This window comes from Rhodococcus sp. ARC_M6 (assembly GCF_022810305.1).
Taxonomy (GTDB): Bacteria; Actinomycetota; Actinomycetes; order Mycobacteriales; family Mycobacteriaceae; genus Rhodococcus_F.
In genome coordinates this window covers 231,885-250,077 of record NZ_JALGQH010000001.1, presented here as the reverse complement: position 1 = coordinate 250,077, position 18,193 = coordinate 231,885, and the positions used below count along the sequence as shown (strand labels likewise).

At 62.5% G+C, this 18,193-nt stretch carries 14 protein-coding genes; 10 read left to right on the top strand and 4 right to left on the bottom strand.

Features of this window, described 5'->3' with window-relative positions:
- The first annotated feature begins 2 nt into the window (after positions 1-2).
- The 4 genes from MTX36_RS01150 to MTX36_RS01135 all read left to right on the top strand — a co-directional run bounded on the left by MTX36_RS01150 (position 3) and on the right by MTX36_RS01135 (position 3,893).
- Positions 3-2,015, top strand: a complete 2,013-nt coding sequence (locus MTX36_RS01150; protein ID WP_243617927.1) for a YhgE/Pip domain-containing protein — start codon at positions 3-5, stop codon at positions 2,013-2,015.
- A 97-nt stretch (positions 2,016-2,112) separates the two neighbouring features.
- Positions 2,113-2,340, top strand: a complete 228-nt coding sequence (locus tag MTX36_RS01145) for a helix-turn-helix transcriptional regulator (RefSeq protein ID WP_243617926.1) — start codon at positions 2,113-2,115, stop codon at positions 2,338-2,340.
- Positions 2,337-2,825: a hypothetical protein gene (locus MTX36_RS01140; protein WP_243617925.1), complete on the top strand. Its 489-nt coding sequence runs from the start codon at positions 2,337-2,339 to the stop codon at positions 2,823-2,825. The genes MTX36_RS01145 and MTX36_RS01140 overlap by 4 nt, the downstream gene beginning before the upstream one ends.
- Before the next feature lie 84 nt (positions 2,826-2,909).
- Positions 2,910-3,893, top strand: a complete 984-nt coding sequence (locus tag MTX36_RS01135) for an LLM class F420-dependent oxidoreductase (RefSeq protein ID WP_243617924.1) — start codon at positions 2,910-2,912, stop codon at positions 3,891-3,893.
- A gap of 7 nt (positions 3,894-3,900) precedes the next feature.
- Here MTX36_RS01135 and MTX36_RS01130 read toward each other — a convergent pair whose 3' ends face one another.
- Both MTX36_RS01130 and MTX36_RS01125 read right to left on the bottom strand, forming a co-directional pair.
- Positions 3,901-5,901 carry a VanW family protein gene (locus tag MTX36_RS01130; protein WP_243617923.1) on the bottom strand — a complete coding sequence of 667 codons (2,001 nt, stop codon included), beginning with the start codon at positions 5,899-5,901 and terminating at the stop codon, positions 3,901-3,903.
- Positions 5,902-6,181: 280 nt separating this feature from the next.
- Positions 6,182-7,546, bottom strand: a complete 1,365-nt coding sequence (locus tag MTX36_RS01125; protein ID WP_308198176.1) for an acetyl-CoA C-acetyltransferase — start codon at positions 7,544-7,546, stop codon at positions 6,182-6,184.
- Positions 7,547-7,677: 131 nt separating this feature from the next.
- On the opposite strand from MTX36_RS01125, the gene MTX36_RS01120 reads away from it, so the two are divergent.
- Both MTX36_RS01120 and MTX36_RS01115 read left to right on the top strand, forming a co-directional pair.
- A complete protein-coding gene (locus MTX36_RS01120) occupies positions 7,678-9,024 on the top strand; it encodes a 3-oxoacyl-ACP reductase (protein ID WP_243617922.1) in 1,347 nt (448 codons plus the stop codon).
- Positions 9,024-9,887, top strand: coding sequence for a MaoC/PaaZ C-terminal domain-containing protein (locus MTX36_RS01115; RefSeq protein WP_243618228.1), 864 nt, complete (start codon positions 9,024-9,026; stop codon positions 9,885-9,887). Before MTX36_RS01120 ends, MTX36_RS01115 begins: the two co-directional genes overlap by 1 nt.
- Positions 9,888-9,979: 92 nt before the next feature.
- Here MTX36_RS01115 and MTX36_RS01110 read toward each other — a convergent pair whose 3' ends face one another.
- Complete coding sequence (locus MTX36_RS01110; protein WP_094269880.1) at positions 9,980-10,579, bottom strand: TetR/AcrR family transcriptional regulator; 600 nt, start codon at positions 10,577-10,579, stop codon at positions 9,980-9,982.
- A 60-nt stretch (positions 10,580-10,639) separates the two neighbouring features.
- Entirely contained in the window at positions 10,640-11,830 is a 1,191-nt protein-coding gene (locus MTX36_RS01105; RefSeq protein WP_243617921.1) for a glycoside hydrolase family 3 N-terminal domain-containing protein, read from the bottom strand.
- Between the two features lie 100 nt (positions 11,831-11,930).
- On the opposite strand from MTX36_RS01105, the gene MTX36_RS01100 reads away from it, so the two are divergent.
- The 4 genes from MTX36_RS01100 to MTX36_RS30150 all read left to right on the top strand — a co-directional run bounded on the left by MTX36_RS01100 (position 11,931) and on the right by MTX36_RS30150 (position 18,187).
- Positions 11,931-12,398 carry a universal stress protein gene (locus MTX36_RS01100; RefSeq protein ID WP_243617920.1) on the top strand — a complete coding sequence of 156 codons (468 nt, stop codon included), beginning with the start codon at positions 11,931-11,933 and terminating at the stop codon, positions 12,396-12,398.
- A 34-nt stretch (positions 12,399-12,432) separates the two neighbouring features.
- Positions 12,433-13,524, top strand: a complete 1,092-nt coding sequence (locus tag MTX36_RS01095; RefSeq protein ID WP_243618227.1) for an isochorismate synthase MenF — start codon at positions 12,433-12,435, stop codon at positions 13,522-13,524.
- Between the two features lie 120 nt (positions 13,525-13,644).
- Positions 13,645-13,818 carry a DUF2613 domain-containing protein gene (locus MTX36_RS01090; RefSeq protein ID WP_094269883.1) on the top strand — a complete coding sequence of 58 codons (174 nt, stop codon included), beginning with the start codon at positions 13,645-13,647 and terminating at the stop codon, positions 13,816-13,818.
- A 40-nt stretch (positions 13,819-13,858) separates the two neighbouring features.
- Positions 13,859-18,187: an alpha-(1->3)-arabinofuranosyltransferase gene (locus tag MTX36_RS30150; protein WP_308198177.1), complete on the top strand. Its 4,329-nt coding sequence runs from the start codon at positions 13,859-13,861 to the stop codon at positions 18,185-18,187.
- Positions 18,188-18,193: the final 6 nt, after the last annotated feature.

Here is an 18,193-nt window from a genome sequence, read left to right as displayed (position 1 = left end):
CGATGCTTGCAGGAATGTCACTCGGAACCGAACTCAAGCGGTTCTCCCGGGGAGCCATGCCCCGAATCGCACTCGTCACCATCATTCTGATGCCGCTTCTCTACGGCGCAATGTACTTGTGGGCGTTCTGGAATCCGTTTGGTGAGGTCAACAAGGTCCCAGTCGCCTTGGTGAACATCGACCGCGGCGCCATGGTCCAAGGTCAGAAACTCAACGCCGGCGACGAGGTAAGCCAGGCGCTCATGGACTCCGGCGAACTCGACTTACATCTCGTCTCACCGACGGAAGCAGCAGACGGCGTTTCTGACGGCACCTTCTACTTCTCTCTGACCCTCCCCGAGAACTTCAGCGAAGCCGTAGGGTCTCCGACTTCCGCGAATCCGCATAAAGCCCAGTTGCAGTTCGCATTCAACGACGTGAACAACTATCTCGGCACCATCATCGGCCAAAATGCTGCCCAGCAGATTCTCAATCAGGTAGGCGCCACGATTGGCGCCCAGTCTGTCGAAACGGTACTTCTCGGACTCACCGACGCCGGTGCCGGGTTGAAACAGGCAGCCGACGGAGCCCAGCAACTCTCGACCGGAATGACGACGGCCAATGACGGAGCAGGCCAACTTGCCAGTGGCTCCAAGACTTTGGCCGACAACATGGTGACCGCCCGCGACGGCGCCGCCACCCTGGCCGGTGGCACCGCTCAACTCTCGACGGGAATCGATACCGCCACCGGAGGAATCCTCGCCCTGACAGACGGATTGGGTCAGCTCAATCTCGGAGCCGGCCAACTGGGCGACGGTGCAACACAACTCAGCGGTGGTGTCACCCAGGTTGTCGATCAGCTCAGCGTTCTGGGCAACACACAAGCTCAGGCGACCCAGTTGGTGAACCAAGCGGTGGCCGCTCTACGAATGAACCCCGATCCGCTATCACAGCAGATCGCCAATGCCCTGGCTCCCGCGCAGGACATCCTCCGCAACCAAGGTTTCGGCGAGGCCACGATGGGCCAACTGGCCGAACTAAAAGGAGGCGCACAGCAACTCGCCTACCAACTCGGCGATCCGTCGAGCACCTTCCGCGCCGGTTTGAACGCCGCAGTGGGCGGCGGCGGAGAACTACGCAATGGCCTCGTCCAACTCCGCGACGGTGGCCAAGAAGTCAATGCCGGAGCTCAAACTCTCAGCAGCGGCCTGGTTCAACTCACCGACGGCAGCATCGAACTCTCTACCGGCGCAGCCACACTCGCAGGCGGCACACAACAGTTGCAAGCCGGTTCCGCCGAACTGGCAAGCAAGCTGACCGAAGGCGCCGGACAAATCCCCAGTTGGACCGACCAGCAGCGAACCGCCACAGCCCAAACACTCTCCAGCCCCGTCGAATTACAGGAAACCTACGAAAACCGAGCCAGCACATTCGGTACGGGCTTTGCCCCGTTCTTCCTACCCCTCGCACTATTCGTCGGCGGCATCATCACCTGGATGCTCCTCAAACCGCTGCAGAACCGACCCATCGCCAACGGGTTGGGCGCGCTGCGCGTCGTCCTCGCGTCGTACTGGCCGGCACTGTTGATCGGCATCTGCCAGGTGCTCGTCATGTACGTGGTGGTGCACTTCGGGGTGGGGTTACACCCCACACACACCGCGGGTACCGTCGGCTTCCTGATCCTCATCACCGCCACCTACATGGCCTTGATCCAAGCATTCAACGCGATCTTCGGGGTGTCCGTCGGACGCGTCGTCACCCTGGCATTCCTGATGCTGCAACTCGTTTCGGCGGGCGGCATCTATCCGGTAGAAACAACCGCAAAACCGTTCCAGATAATCCACCCCTTCGATCCGATGACCTACGCCGTCAACGGATTGCGACAACTCACCGTCGGCGGCATCGACTCGAGGCTCTGGGTGTCCATAGCGGTACTAGGTGGACTGCTGGTTGCGTCCCTGGCAGCCAGTTCCCTTGCCGCTCGGCGCAATCGGCAGTGGACGATGGACAGATTGCACCCGCCGATCGAGGTTTAAGAGTTCCGATTGTGAAGGATTTCGTCTGCTCAGCGAGCGAAATCCTTCACAATCACGCCGCCTTGACAAAAGATGACAAGTAAACTTTACTTTTTCCATGCCTGGAAAAGCCGGAGACAACCGAGTGCGCGAGCACCGACGCCTTGTCGGACTCACGCAAGCGCAGCTCGCCACGGCCGGGCAGGTGAGTCGGCAAAGCATTGTCTCCGTCGAACGTGGCGACTACGCACCCAGCGTCTACCTGGCACTTCGCCTGGCTGCCGCGCTGGGCACAACCGTCGAAACACTCTTTCCGCTACCGGAACATGTCGAGGAGTCAGCATGAGCACCATGATGAAGGCAATGCGATTCGTCGGAGATTTGGATGACGAGTTCTATAGCGACGAACGGCAGCGCGATGTGTGGAACGAAGCATCCGCGGTGGCGCTGCAAAGCATCCTCTGGGCTGCGTTTGTGAGCGCCGCGATTCTCCCCTGGGTTGCGGGCCGGACCGGAGCCTGGATTTCACTGGCACTGTTGATCGTCGCCCTACTGGGCTCGGTAATCACGATTGCCTACGCGAACCGTCGCGACGTCGATGTATATCTACTGTCCAACTACAACCGCCCACGAGTCGTGATCAGCATCGCCCTGTATCTCGTAGCCGCAGTCGGCATCATTGCACGGCTGAAGTTCGATTCCTACCAAGAATCATCAACCTGGGTCGGTGCGCTGATCGGTGGGATCGTCGGCGGCGGCCTGGCAATCGCAGGCGTCAAGCTTCACCAGCAACGTGGAAAGCGACGCGAAGAGGCCGAAGAACTTCTCTGACCGCCGAAGTTTGCCCGGCACAACAGAATCCATAGAGTTGGTAAAGTCGTGCCAGGTCACGGGATCGCGAGTACCGTCGAACCGGTGAGCACACGCCTCGGATACCAGATGCCCAACTTCAGCTACGGCGGCCCGGTCAAGGACCTGTTCCCCACCGTCATAGCGCAGGCCCGCGAAGCCGAAGCCGCAGGTTTCGACACCGCCTTCGTCATGGATCACTTCTACCAACTCCCCGGAATCGGTGCCCCCGACGCCCCGATGCTCGAGGCCTACTCAGCCCTCTCCGCATTGGCGACGGCTACCGACACGATTCAGCTGTCCGCGCTGGTCACGGGCAATACCTACCGAAACCCGCCGATGCTCGCGAAAACGGTGACCACTCTCGACGTGGTGAGCGGCGGGCGTGCAATTCTCGGCATCGGCGCGGGCTGGTTCGAACTCGAGCACAACTCCTTCGGCTACGAATTCGGCACCTTTACCGAACGCTTCCAGAAACTCGATGAAGCCCTCCAGATCATTCAACCGATGCTCCGCGGACAACGCCCCACCTTCGACGGCAAGTGGTACCACGTCGAGGAAGCAATCAACGAGCCACGGGTGCGCGACGACCTACCGATTATGCTCGGCGGCGGCGGTGAGAAGAAGACGTTCGGTCTGGCTGCGCGCTTCGCAGACCACCTCAACATCATCTGCGATCCGTCCGAGTTGCCCCGCAAGATGGAAGCGCTCGCAGCGCGATGTGACGAGGCGGGACGCGACCGCGCCACCCTCGAAACCAGCTTCCTGACCTTCATGATGATCGACGAGGACGGCGACAAGGCCCGCGCGCAGCAGGCTGCATTCATGGCCGAGCGCGGACTCGACATCACCACCGCGCCGGCGGACGTAGTCGCCAAGGCCACCGAACGCCACTTCGTCGGCAGCCCTGACGACGTTGCCGAGCAGGTTCAGACGCGCATCCTCGACCACGGCATCGACGGAATCGTCATCAACCTCATCACCAATGGCGACGAGCCGGGCATCGTGGACCTCGCGGGCCGCACGCTCGGGCCGCTAGTGGGTAAGTAGCAGTTTCCTACTCGCACTTCACGATCGGAACCGGATCGTATTTGACGGTGCGAGTGTTGCGGGAAATCTCTGCGCCGGTGGCGTGATCGGTGATCACACGGGTATCGCTCGTGGTGAATCCGGGCGCGCCACTGGACGGCACACACCCCGGCCCCTTGGGCAACACCACGGTGCTCGGTGACGTGGGTGACGTACGCGGACCGGTAATCGACTCCACGTCGACGGTCTTGGTTCCCCAGATCCGAACCGTCACTTGCGAAGACGTCGTGACGGTTTCGATCATCACGCCAGTCTTCGAAGGATTGCGGAACTGCAGGTCGATGGCTCCGTCGAAGATCGTCGCCTCACGCGCCGCCGGGTACCGCGAGATGTAGTAGCTGTGCTCGGTGTGGGCGATGTCGTCCATCCCGGCAAAATAGGTGGCGTTGTAGAGCGTCGTCGCCAGCTGGCTGATACCACCGCCGACAGCCTTGTCCGGGCGACCGTTGTTGATGATGCCCGATTCCACATATCCCTGGGCTGCTCCGCGCGGACCCGTGAATTCGTTGAACGAGAAAGTCTCGCCTGGCTTGACGATCGCGCCGTTGATGGCCGATGCGGCCAGCGCGATGTTCACGCCGGACGCATATTCGAAGCCGCCGGTGGTGTATTCGCTGATGACTTCCTTGATACCGAGATCCTCCGCAGCCTCGGTGGTGAGAGCCGGCGGAACCTGCTCGTACACCGCCGGAGTTGCCCGAGAAGCTGTACTACTCAGAAGAACCGGAAGGTCCTTGACGGTTTCGGGCCAGTTGATCAGATCACCGACAACTCCCGGGACAACGGCGGGCTTACCGCCGGCGAGAGTGATCGATGCATTCTTAGGCTGAACTTCTGTCGACACCAGTTGCGGCGCCAGGATCTTGATCGCCGCGTCCGTGTTGTACTGCGGCGACAAGCCTCCCGAGCCGTCAGGAGTGAACGTCAGGATCTCGCCGATCTGCGCGACGCCGATGGTCGCTTCCTTGCCGTCGCGTCCGTTGACCACGATCTCGCCGGAGACTGCCGGCTGAGCAACATCTTTGAGGGCGCTGTCAACTCCGGCCTGCGTCACGGTTACCGGAATGTCGTCGACCGGCAAGACGACAATATTGCCGTCGGACCATTCCCTCGTGAAAGTCGACGCAGCACCGGGAAGATCAAGTGCGCGACCCACCACCGGCGACACGCCCGACGCCTGTCCATCGGCGATGACAATCGCACCTTCGATCGGAGCCCGGTCACTGTTCGCCGCAACAACAGCCATCGACGCGTCCAAGGCCGCCTCGTCAACCGTCGAAACTACCGGCACCTCACGCGAGGTGAAGAACGACGTGATTCGAGTGATCGGATTGAGCGGTTGCGCATTCACGCCCGCCAACGTCGCCGACCAGTCCACGTCGATTCCGGCCGACGCCGGGATGATCTGGGAATCGGAACCGTCGGCACTGACCGCGACCGGTTCAACGAGTCGTGGACCGAGCTCGGACCGCAGGACGATCTCGGCATCAGCCGGCGAGAGGTTACCGATATCGATGCCGGCGACCTGAGTTCCCCGGGGCGTATTTCCGGAAGACGTGAACACGTCCACCCCGTAAGCAAGCACACCGACCGCGAAGATTCCGGCAACGATCAGTGCCGGTTTGACCCAGGGTCGTGAGGGCGCCGTCGGCGTTTCGGGAACGGACTCCGGTTCTCGAACCACAGGCTCGAACTGCGGGGTCGGCTCGAACTGCTGAGTCGGCTCGAACTGCTGAACATAGGCCGGCACCGCGGGGATGACCGTCGTGATCTCGTTGGCCGATTCATCCGAGACGATCGCGGAGTCCGCGGTTGAGTCCGCGGTTGAGTCCGCGGTTGAGTCCGCGGTTGAGTCCGCGGTTGAGTCCGCGGTTGAGTCCGCGGTTGAGTCCGCGGTTGAGTCAGAGCCTGTTTCAGATCCGTCCACACTGTCTGTTTCTTCGGGTGGCGAACCGTCTGCGTCACTCACTCGTTGACTCCTCGCTGCATCGACCGGGCTGCGGCGCATACCGACAACTGCCTTACAGACTATCTGGACATACGAGAGCCCCGCGTTGCTGCCAGGTCGGGGGTCAGGCAGCAGCACGGGGCTGTCTTGATTATCGGTAGCTATCCGTCAGCGTTACATCTGCGAAAAAAATATTTGTGAAAGATTGCGGGGATCCGACCACCCCTCGCCGCCGGATCCCCGAAATCTACGCCACTGGCGATGATCACTGCAGGTGAGCACAGTTTTCAACGCCCAAGCTTTACCGCTCGATGATCGCGGTGACACCCTGTCCGCCGGCTGCGCAGATCGAGATGAGGCCGCGGCCTGAACCCTTCTCCGCGAGCATCTTTGCGAGTGACGCCACAATCCGTCCACCCGTCGCAGCAAACGGATGACCTGCAGCCAACGACGAACCGTTGACGTTGAGTTTGCTGCGATCGATCGAACCGAGAGCGCCGTCGAGACCCAGACGCTCCTTGCAGTACTCGTCCGATTCGAAGGCCTGCAACGTTGCGAGAACTACCGATGCAAATGCTTCGTGGATCTCGTAGTAATCGAAGTCCTGCAGTGTGAGCCCGTTGCGCGCCAGCAAACGCGGGATCGCGTACGTCGGCGCCATCAACAGACCGTCCTTGCCGTGGACGTAATCGACGGCTGCGGTCTCGGAATCGACCAGGTGAGCGAGGACCGGAAGATTACGTTCCGCGGCCCACTCGTCCGTCGAGAGCAGTACCGCCGACGCACCGTCGGTGAGCGGCGTCGAGTTGCCGGCCGTCATGGTGGCGTCGCCGAGCTTGGTGCCGAATACCGGCTTGAGGGTGGAGAGCTTCTCCACCGTGGAACCGGGACGCAAGTTGTCGTCGCGGGTCAGGCCCAGGAACGGCGTGACGAGGTCGTCGAAGAATCCGCGGTCGTAGGCAGCGGCCATGTTCTTGTGGCTCGCGGCGGCCATTTCATCCTGGTCTTCGCGCTTGACACCGAATTCCTTGGCCGTGATGGCAGCGTGATCGCCCATCGACTTGCCGGTGCGAGGCTCGCCGTTGCGCGGAATCTCGAGGCCGAGCATGCCCGCACGGACGTTGCCGAGGAGCTTGATGCGATCGCCCGTCGACTTTGCCCGGTTGAGGGAGAGCAGGAACTCGCGAGCCTGGTCGTTGACGCCGATGGGGGCGTCCGACGTGGTGTCGGTACCGCCGCCGATACCGGAATCGATGCGACCCGCCGAAATGGCGTCGCCGACGGCGATGATCGACTGCAAGCCGGTTCCGCAGGCCTGCTGGAGGTCGTAGGCCGGCGTGTACGGGCTCAGCGCGCTACCGAGAACTGACTCGCGGATGAGATTGAAATCACGACTGTGCTTGAGAACGGCGCCGCCGACGACCAGGCCGAGCTGCTCGTCCTGCAAGTTGAAACGACTCACCAGACCGTCGAGCGTGGCCGTGAACATATCTTGGTTGGACGCCTGCGCGTATGCCCTGTCCGAGCGGGCAAAAGGAATGCGATTGCCACCGACGATGGCGACGCGGCGGCGCTGACCTGCAGACTTGGCAGCAGTTGCGGCAGGCGTGGCGGTTGTGGCGCCAGTCGCGCGGGGCTTTGCGTTTGAACGGGCTTTGCTGGTCACTTGCGTCTCCAAGGATGGTGCGATTACCTGTTGAAGACTATTCTTACTCAGTAGTAAGTTACTTGTCTATCGCCGCGTTCAATTCGAACGCCCGGTGCCCGACATGCCGAAACACAACAGAAGGTAGGACCGTGGCAGCCAGCAAGGGAGCTCCCGACCTCTATTCACAGTTCCTCTCGTCCGCCCCCGGCGCGTTCATCGCGTCGAAGGCCGGCCTTCCCAGGCCCGAGAACCTGCGCCGTTACAAGGCCGGCGAACCCCCGCTCGCCGGACCGGTCCTCATCGGCGGCAAGGGTCGACTCGCAGAACCGTTGCGCGTCCTGCTCTCCGACTACCCCGCCGCACAGGCACATGACACCAGCTTCGGCGGACTGGTATTCGACGCCACCGGAATCACACAGGTTACCGAACTCGAGCAACTGTTCGAGTTCTTCCAGCCCGTGATCCGCAACCTCGCACCGTCCGCTCGCGTCGTCGTTCTCGGCACGACACCTGAAGAGACGTCCAGCGTCGACGAACACGTCGCGCAGCGCGCTCTCGAAGGTTTCACTCGCAGCGTCGGCAAGGAAATCAAGCGCGGCTCCACGGCTCAGCTCGTCTACGTCTCCCCCAAGGCTTCCACCGGCCTCTCGGGCGTCGAATCGACTCTGCGCTTTCTTCTTTCGGCCAAGTCAGCATTTGTCGACGGCCAGGTCATCGTCGTCGGAGCGCAAGATTCAGTCGCCCCGGCCAACTGGGACAAGCCGCTCGACGGCAAGGTCGCCGTTGTCACCGGCGCAGCCCGCGGTATCGGCGCCACCATCGCCGAGGTTCTCGCCCGCGACGGCGCACACGTGATCTGCGCCGACATTCCCTCTTCGGGAGCAGAACTTTCGGCCACGGCCAACAAGGTCGGTGGCACGTCGTTGGCTCTCGACGTCACCGCAGCCGACGCAGCCGAGGTTCTCGCTGCACACCTGCTCGAGCGTCACGGCGGAGCAGACATCATCGTCCACAACGCCGGCATCACCCGTGACAAGACCCTCGCCAACATGGACGAAGGCCGCTGGAACATGGTCATGAACGTCAATCTTCTTGCACCGCAGAAGATCACCGAGTACCTCGTCGAGAAGGGCGCCCTCAAGGATGGTGGCCGCGTCGTCGACGTGTCCTCCATCGCCGGCATCGCGGGTAACCGCGGCCAGACCAACTACGGCACATCCAAGGCCGGCGTCATCGGCCTTGTCCACGCCGAAGCTCCTGTCCTGGCGAAAAAGAACATCACCATCAACGCAGTCGCACCGGGCTTCATCGAAACCGCCATGACTGCAGCCATTCCCTTCGCCACCCGCGAAGCCGGCCGTCGCATGAGCTCCCTCCTGCAGGGAGGCCAGACCGTCGACGTCGCGGAAACAGTCGCCTACTTCGCCAGCCCGGCCTCCAATGCTGTTACGGCGCAGGTTGTTCGCGTCTGCGGCCAGAGCCTGCTGGGCGCATGATGGCAACCAAAACCGTTGCCCTGACCGAGCAGCCCAAGACCGCCGACATCTACTCCCGAGCTGTACTGGGACTGATGCCGTGGAACAAATCCGACTCACGCTCAGTACCGTCGACCGTCTACACCCTCACCGGACTGAAGGTAGACACCGACAACCTGGCTGCATACTGCCGTGTCACGGGCCTGCGATTCGGCGACGCCCTGCCGATCACCTACCCCTTCACGCTGGCATTCCCGACCGTGATGAAACTGATGGTGTCGAAGGAATTTCCCTTCCCCGCAGTCGGTTCCGTACACGCCGAGAACGTCATCGAATCACTGCGCCCGATCTCGGTCAGCGAACCGCTGGACCTCTCGGTTCACGCCCAGAACCTACGTGAGCATCGCAAGGGCCTGCTGATCGACGTCGTCACCGAAATTCGGGTCGGACGTGAACTGGTGTGGCGACAGACGTCGTCGTTCCTCAACCAGCAGAAGACCTCGCTGTCGGGCGAGGCTCGACCGGAGCCCAAGGCCGACGAGGTTCCGCCGATGCCGATGAGCACCATCCGCGTCGACCAGACCATGATCAGCAAGTACGCCGCCGTCTCCGGCGACCGCAACCCGATCCACGTTTCATCCTTGGGCGCCAAGGCTTTCGGATTTCCGAAGACCATCGCTCACGGAATGTGGAGCGCCGCAGCACTCTTGCGGACAGTGGAAGGTTCCATTGCCGACAAGGTCACGTACAGCGTGCGCTTCGGCAAGCCGATTCTCTTGCCGGCAACACTGAACGCCTACGCAGATCGCGTCGACAACGGCTGGGATCTGGCTCTGCGCCACCCGAAGAAGGGGTACCCGCACGTCACTGCGACGCTGCGCTGAGCTGGTTTCCCCCCCACTCTGGACCGCGTGAACGTATCGCTCCCCCTATCCAACAAGGGGAGCGATACGTTCACCCCGGAGAAGGGGTGGGACTATTCGGGCTTTTTCTTGCCCGACAGACCGCGCCACGCCAGGGATTCGAGCAGATCCGCCGCCTCGTCCACTTCGATTTCGCCACCGGCAACGCGGTCGGCAACAGCCTCACCGGCCCCGACGAGTGCAATTGCGATGATCCCGTAGTCGTGGGCAGCATCCGGATCCTTGGTGCTGGACTCGAGCAGATGCGCGGTCAGTTCGATCAACCGGTCGCGACTGGACTGCACGGTTCCCGCAAAAGCCTGCTGCCCGACGGCCTGACGGTAGAGCACCATCCACGATTTGCGGTTTGCCCCGACGAATCCGAGAAACCCTTCGAGGGCAGCACGCAATTGCTCGCGAGGTGTCAGATTGGGTGCGCCGGCCGGGGCAAGTGCCTCGAGGAACCGCAGACCCTCACGGTGGATGCATGCGGCAAAGAGCTCTTCTTTGGAGCCGTAGTACAGATACAGCATCGGCTTCGAAATCTCAGCTTTGGCCGCAATGGCGTCCATCGATGTTTCGTGAAATCCCCTGTCCGAGAACACGTCCACGGCCGCGTCGAGCATCTGCTGCTCACGCACCGCGCGTGGCAGTCGCTTTGTGCCGCCGGCCATGCTTCCTCCAACCACAGGGGTAAATGTCGATCTTACTCTACGGTAAGATATACCGTCGACTCAGCAGGTGACTGCGCCCTTGGTCTGCGCCACCGTCACCACTGCCTGGTCGACACGAGACTGCGTCAGAGCACCCGACGCAACAGCGTCTTCGAGATGATCGAGCACGCGCGGTACGTCCGTGGTTGTCAGCCACAAAGCCTGGTCCACGCCCGCCACCAGCGCGGCCTGTACGGCGTCGGCAATATCGTATCGGTCGGTGATGGCCTGCATGCCGCTGAGGTCATCGGTGAAGACCGGACCTGTGAACGGCGCTGCACCGTAACCGGTTCCGTCGCGTAAGAATGCAACTGCAGCCGGGCTGATACTTGCCGGGACACCGGGTTCGGTAAGACCCGGAACCTCCAGATGACCCAGCATCACGCCGACTCCGGTGTTTGCCAACTCGCGAAAGGGAATGAGGTCCGACGCGATGAGATCCTCGATTGGTGGCGTCGTGACAGCGCCGGTGTGCGAATCTCCGGATGCACTGCCGTGGCCCGGGAAGTGTTTGATCACCGGGAAAATACCGGCGTCACGCATACCCTGCGCGTAGGCGCCGGCATAGGCGACAACGGTCGCGGGATCGTCCGAGTACGAGCGATCGCCGATCACCGAATCGGCAGGCTGAGAACTCACGTCGACGTCGGGTGCGTAGTTGACCGTGATTCCCAGGTCCTTCAGTCCGCGACCACGCTCGAGCGCCATCTGGTACGTCTGTTCCACCGTCATCGTCTCGGCAGTTTCCCGCGCCGACGGATCAGGCCCGAGGATGCCGGCGACCCGAGAAACTCGTCCGCCCTCCTCGTCGATTGTGACCATCAACGGCAGCTTCGATGCCGAAGTCACTTGCGGTACTTCACGGTTGGTCAACATCGACTGATCGGTCCAACTGCCGACGAAGATGCCGCCAATCTGCTCACTCTCCACAATTGCCAAGGCGTCGTCAGTTCCGGTGACACCGACGTTGAGAAGTTGCGCAAGCTTCTGCCGCAGCGACAAGGACGCGAGAAGATCGCTGCCACACGTGGCCGGCGCCGGCGCCGCACTGGAAGTCACCGGCGTCGACGCAATCTCGGATGTAGCGGTCGTCGAGGTAGAGGATGCCGATGTTGCCGGTGCTGCGACGTCTCCGCCGTCCATCGAGCATCCCGCTACCAACCCTCCACAGAGCGCAAGGGTTGTCGCCGTTTTTGCAAACTTGATCCGCATACTCCGACCGTAACGGACCCGATGCCCATACACTCCCTCACGGGCACCTTGGGACGGTAGCCTGGACGTGAACCGATTCCCCGCCAACGAGGAGGTCGTGATGCCACAAGGATTGATGCTCATCGCGTACGACGGTTCCGACAACGCTCGACGCGCTATCACCTACGCGGGGCGTTTTCTTGCCGCTAATCGCGCAATTCTTGTCACCGCGTGGGAGCCGATGGTTCGCCAAGCGGCCCGCATGTCCGGCCTCTCGGGCGTGATGCAACCCGAGTGGATACCGGACGACGACGTCGAGGACATCGCGTACACAGATGCCAAGAGCACGCTGGCAGAGGGCGTCGCATTGGCTGAGGCAGTCGGCTTGACTGTGGAAGGTCGCAGCGCGGAATGCACGTCGGCCATCTGGTCCGCGATAGTCGAAACTGCTGACGAGTTGGATGTCGACATCATCGTCACGGGCACACGCGGCACCACCGGTTTGCGGTCGTTGTTGCAGAGCAGCGTCGCGGATCATGTTCTGCGTCACAGTCATCGACCGGTGTTGATCGTCCCTCCAGGTAAGTAACCCGTCCGGGTGGCCGACTAATGTGTTAGCCACCATGGACGGTTTTGTTCTCTCACGGCCCGATCACAGTGTGCTCACTCGCGGCGTACGACGCAGCTTCGACGGCGCACGCGCAGCGGCCGACGCGTTGTCGGACGGTTCTGCGCGTCTGATCGTCGGGGCACTGCCCTTCGACCCGTCGGCACCTACTGCCCTGTACGAACCCGCCCAGGCCACCGTCACCAACGGTCCGTGGAGTCCGACTGCCGGCGGCGACTTGCCGGTCACGCGGGCGGTTCGTGAAATCCCGTCGTCGGCGGAGCACCTTCTGCGGGTGGAAAAACTGATCAATCGCCTACGCAACCGTGAACTCGACAAGGTGGTCTCGGCCCGGACCGTCGAACTTCTTGCCGAATCTTCCATCTCTCCAACAGCACTCGCTGCCCGGATGTCTGCACTCAATCCCGCCGCCACCACTTTCGCCGTTGATCTCAGCGCCGCGGGAGCCGATTTTGTGGGACACAGCCTGGTGGGTGCCACCCCCGAAGTGTTGGTGAGCCGGCGGGGAACAGTCGTGACATGCCGCCCCCTCGCGGGGACTGCCCGCAGAGGCACCTCACCCGAGGCTGATCGCGACGCCGGCACAAGCCTTCTGCATTCCACGAAGAACCTGGCTGAGCATGCCTTTGTCACAGCGTGGATTCGGGAAATTCTGGAACCGCTGTGCACCGACCTTTCGGTGCCGACGACGCCCGAACTGACCAGCACCCACGAGGTCTGGCACCTCGCCAGCCCGATTCGCGGCATACTGACGGACCCCACCACCTCCGCACTCGACCTTGCGATCGCCCTCCATCCGACGCCCGCGCTCTGCGGAACGCCCACCGATGCCGCCTTGGACGTCATCCGGGACATCGAAGAGCCGAGACGGTTCTACGGCGGCGCTGTCGGGTGGTGCGACGGCGACGGCGACGGCGATTGGGTGGTTGCGATTCGCTGCGCCGAGATCAGTGCCGACGGGTTCACTGCCTGGGCTAGTGCAGGCGGCGGAATCGTCGCTGAATCGGACCCACAGGACGAATTGGACGAGACAACCACGAAATTGCGAACCTTACTCACCGCACTGGGTGTTCGAAAAACAAACTAATCCACACGTACTGGGGCCAATCGTCCGAATTCTCGAGAACGGGTGATACCTTGACCCGAACAGTTCGTACGGACCGGTAAGTTCCGGCCGACCGACCCACGACCTATTGGGAGATCCGCGATGACGAAGTTCCTTGTCCCCGGCGTGGTTAGCGCTGTCGCCGGCGTCGTTCTGGGTGCCGCCGCCATATTCGGCGCAACGGCCGCAGCTTCGGACAACACTCGTCCCGAGATCGACCGCAGCGGAAACGCAAATTCTTCCATCCTGAACCAGGTTGAGTACGGCAGCCGCTGAGAGCGCAAGCCTCGCGAGTTCCCGTTCTTCCGCCGACGCAGTGCCGTCGGCGGAGCCTCTGTCCAAGCGGTGGCTGTTCGGCGCCTCCGTTGTAGCGTTTCTTCTCACTTTTCTTCAGGCACCCGGGCTGATCACAGCCGACACCAAGTACGACCTGACGCAGAATCCGTTCGGCTTCCTCGAACGTGCTTCACATCAGTGGAGTAGCCAGGCTCCACTTGGCCAAGTTCAGAACCAGGCCTACGGGTACTTCTTCCCGCACGGCCCGTTCTTTGCGTTGGGCGAACTCGCACACATACCGCCCTGGATGACACAGCGCATCTGGTGGGCGCTACTGCTGATCGCCGGATTCTGGGGCATCATCCGCGTCGCCGAAGCACTGGGCGTCGGTAGCCGGAGTTCTCGTCTTATCGCGGCAGTGGCGTTTGTCCTGTCCCCGCGCGTACTCACGACTCTCGGCTCGATTTCGTCGGAAACCTTGCCGATGATGTTGGCGCCGTGGGTGTTGTTGCCGGTAATTGTGGCGTTCCGCCCTGTGCGCCTTTCTGATAGCGCCGACTACCAAAAAGGTGCACAGGGCCGAAGGCCCTATTGGAAATTGGCTGCACAATCCGGCCTTGCCATTGCCCTCATGGGCTCGATCAACGCCGTTGCTACCGCCGCCGCCTGCCTCGTCGCTGTTATCTGGTGGCTCTCGTACAAACCGAACCGCGCGTGGCTGACGTTCACCGCGTGGTGGGCACTGTTCGTCGCTCTCGGCACGCTCTGGTGGATCGTTCCGCTGATCCTCCTCGGCAAGGTCAGCCCACCGTTCCTCGACTACATCGAATCCGCCGGCGTCACGACGCAGTGGACGTCGCTGGCTGAAATCCTCCGGGGCACGGACAGTTGGACACCGTTCGTATCGCCGGAACGTATTGCCGGAGCTGTTCTCGTCACTCAACCGGCGGCAGTGGTCGCGACGGGACTGGTTGCGGCGGCCGGACTCGCCGGACTCGCCATGCGGTCCATGCCTGCCCGCGGTCGACTGACGCTCATCCTCTTTGTCGGCATTACGGGTTTGGCTGCCGGGTACGTCGGTGAGCTCAGTTCGCCGATCTCCGATCAAGTTCGCCTGTTCCTCGACTCCGCTGGTGCACCCCTGCGCAATGTCCACAAGCTCGAGCCACTGGTTCGCCTGCCGCTGGTACTCGGACTCGCCCATCTGCTGGCGAAGGTCCCGCTGCCGGGCTCTGTTCCGAATGCGCGTTGGCGACGCGCATTCATCCACCCCGAACGCGAACCGATGGTTGCGTTGACCTCCCTGATCCTGGTCGCGCTCACTCTCTCGACGGCATTAGCGTGGACCGGCAAGCTGGCGCCCCGCGGCGCGTACCCCGAGGTACCGTCGTACTGGAACGACGCCGCACAATGGCTGGAAGACAACACCTCTCCCGGCTCCGAAGCCGAACGTGCCCTGATAGTGCCGGGAGCGCCCTTCGGCAGCCAGGTGTGGGGACTGACCCGCGACGAACCCCTTCAAGCATTGGCTACGACGCCGTGGGCGGTCCGAGACTCCGTCCCGTTGACCCCGCCCGGCGCGATTCGTGCCCTCGACTCCGTGCAACGCCTGATCGCCGACGGCCGTCCCTCCGACGGACTCGCGCAAACGCTTCTCGGCCAAGGCATTCACTTCCTCGTCATGCGCAACGATCTGGATGCGGATACCTCTCGCTCGGCTCGGCCGATCCTGGTCCATCAGGCGATCGAAGGCTCCCCCGGCATCAACAAGGTCGCCGAGTTCGGCGACGACGCCTCACCGAAGCCGATCGAAGGCCTTGTCGCCGACAGTGATCTGCGCCCCGGCTACTCGCCGATCGAAATCTTCCAGGTCACCCCACCCGACGGCAGTGACGCTGTCAGCGGCCCGTATTCGGTAGATCTCGATACAGTCCCGCGCGTTCAAGGCGGGCCGGAAGCCGTTGCACGCCTCCATGAAAGCGGCACGCTCCCCGGTACCGGTCCCGTCGTATTCGCCGCCGACGCAGCAGCTGCCGGATTGCCTGTCGATGCCGTCACCGTGACCGACACTCCCCGTGATCGTGAAACCGATTTCGGTCAGGTAGACAATCACAGCTCCGCGCTGCGGACACCCGAGAGTCAGCGACGTACGTACAACTTGGTTCCCGACTACCCCGTCACCGATACCCGACTGGGAGAAGGGCCGTCGCTGGTAGAAGGGCAGTGGAGCGGCGCGTCGATCACGGTCTCGAGCTCGGCGTCCGACGCCACCCAACTGGGTGGAACGTCGCCGTCGAGCAGTCCCGCCGCGACGGTCGACGGCGATCCGGGTACCGGCTGGTTCAGCAACGGAATCGAACGTGCCCTCGGACAGTGGTTGCAGATCGACTTCGACACTCCCATTTCGAGTGGCCTGCTCCATCTGACTACCAGCGCCGCCGCAATCGGGGCACCCGTCAAATGGCTCGAGGTGTCCACACCGAACGGAAGCACCGCGGTCAAGGTCGATCGGCCGGGCGAGCCCGTTACCGTCTCCATCCCGGCCGGTACCACGCCGTGGCTCCGGGTGACGGCAACGCATACCGAAAATGGCTCGGTCGGAACGCAGTTCGGTATCAGCGAACTCGTCGTCGAGGACTTCGCCGATCGCAGTGCGCCGAAGCCGGTTCCCATCCGCTTCGACACGGTACTACCGGCAACACCGAACAACTCTTCCGTATCTTCCTGGAATCTGACCCAGGAGTTCCCGGGCCGAAATTCCTGCGCGAACAGCACTGAACGAGTGCGATGCAGCAACGCATTCATGGCGATCCCCGAGGAACCTAGCCGTTTCAGCCGCACCCTGAATGTCCCCGAAAATACTTCTGTCACAGCCGCTCTGACGGTTCGAGCACGCCAGGGCCACGCATTGGAAGAGCTCCTACGCGTTCCCGGCCGAATCACGGCCTCCGGTTCGAGCGATATCGGCGACACCCGCGGATCAGCATTTGCCGCCGTTGACGGCGATCCACGGACCACCTGGTCCGCGTCCCAGAGCACCGCAGAGCCCAGTGGCCCGAAACCGACTCTCACCCTGACGCTTCCGGAACCGACCCTGGTCACTGCCCTCGACATCACGCCCAGTCTCGGCGTCTTGCCGTCGCTGCCGACCAGCGTTGCCGTCAATCTCGGGAACGGGCCTCAGGTGCGCAGACTTGACGATGGAAATCGAGTGTTGCTGTCCCCCTTCGTCACCGACAAGATCGTTCTGAGTATCGCGGACTGGGATCCGGTTCTCGATCAGAACGCCCTCGGCTTTGCTCAGGTGCAGCCGACGGGTCTGGCCGAAGTAGGTGTGATCGGTAGCGACGGTACGGCTGTTGCGGGTTCCGGCGCGCAATCCGACAACGCCCTCGACGGTCGGCAGATCAACGTACCCTGCGGCACCGGACCGACGATCACGATTGCGGGACAACAGTTCCCCACAACAATCGACACTACGGCCGGGAAACTCCGCACCGGGGCGCCGATCGAGGCGATAATCTGCGGAACCACCGGGACTGCACTCCTTCCTACCGGTCAACCGGAGGTGTTGGTCGAACCCGGACCGGCATTCTCGGTCGACATCCTCGACCTCACCACTGTCGGTTCCGATCCGCTGACTGCGCTGAAGCAAATCGCGCTGGCGTCTTCGGCTTGGACAGCGAATCACCGCGAACTCATCGTCGACGATTCCGCGACCGATCAGTTGATCGTCAACCCGGAAAGCACGAGTACCGGCTGGATCGCCACCGCGCCAGACGGTTCCGAATTGGCACCTGTCGTAGTGAACGGCTGGCAGCAAGGCTGGATCGTGCCCGCCGGCACCTCCGGGACCATCACTCTCGATTTCCCCGGTGACCGCTGGTACCGACTCGGAATCTTCGGCGGTTTGGTGCTGCTGATTCCGTTACTGCTAGCTGCTCTTCTCCCGACTCGACGCGCCCCGAGGTGCCCGACACCGCCGCGGCCCTGGCATAGCGTCTCTGTGGGCTGGCTAGGCGTCTTGGCAGCAGCCACGGTAATCGGCGGCGGAGTCGGAGCGGCCATCGTCGTCGCCTGCTCCGCGATTGGTCTGGCGTTGATGCGGAAGATCGGGCCCGTCCGCACCGCCCGCATCCTGGTCGGCACTGCCGGCGTCGCCGCGATGGTCGGCATCACGATGCTCTCCACCGGACCCTGGCGGGCACCCGGCGGATACGTCGGAGATTCGTTCCCGATTCAGTTCTCGATGTTGGTGGCGTTGGTCGTGACCGGGCTGGCCGCGTTGCCCTTTGCAGGTTCGCCGATGTGGCGACGCTTTTCCCAACGGGTCACGAAAACACGCGCCGGTTCCTCCACCAGCGCGTAACTTGCC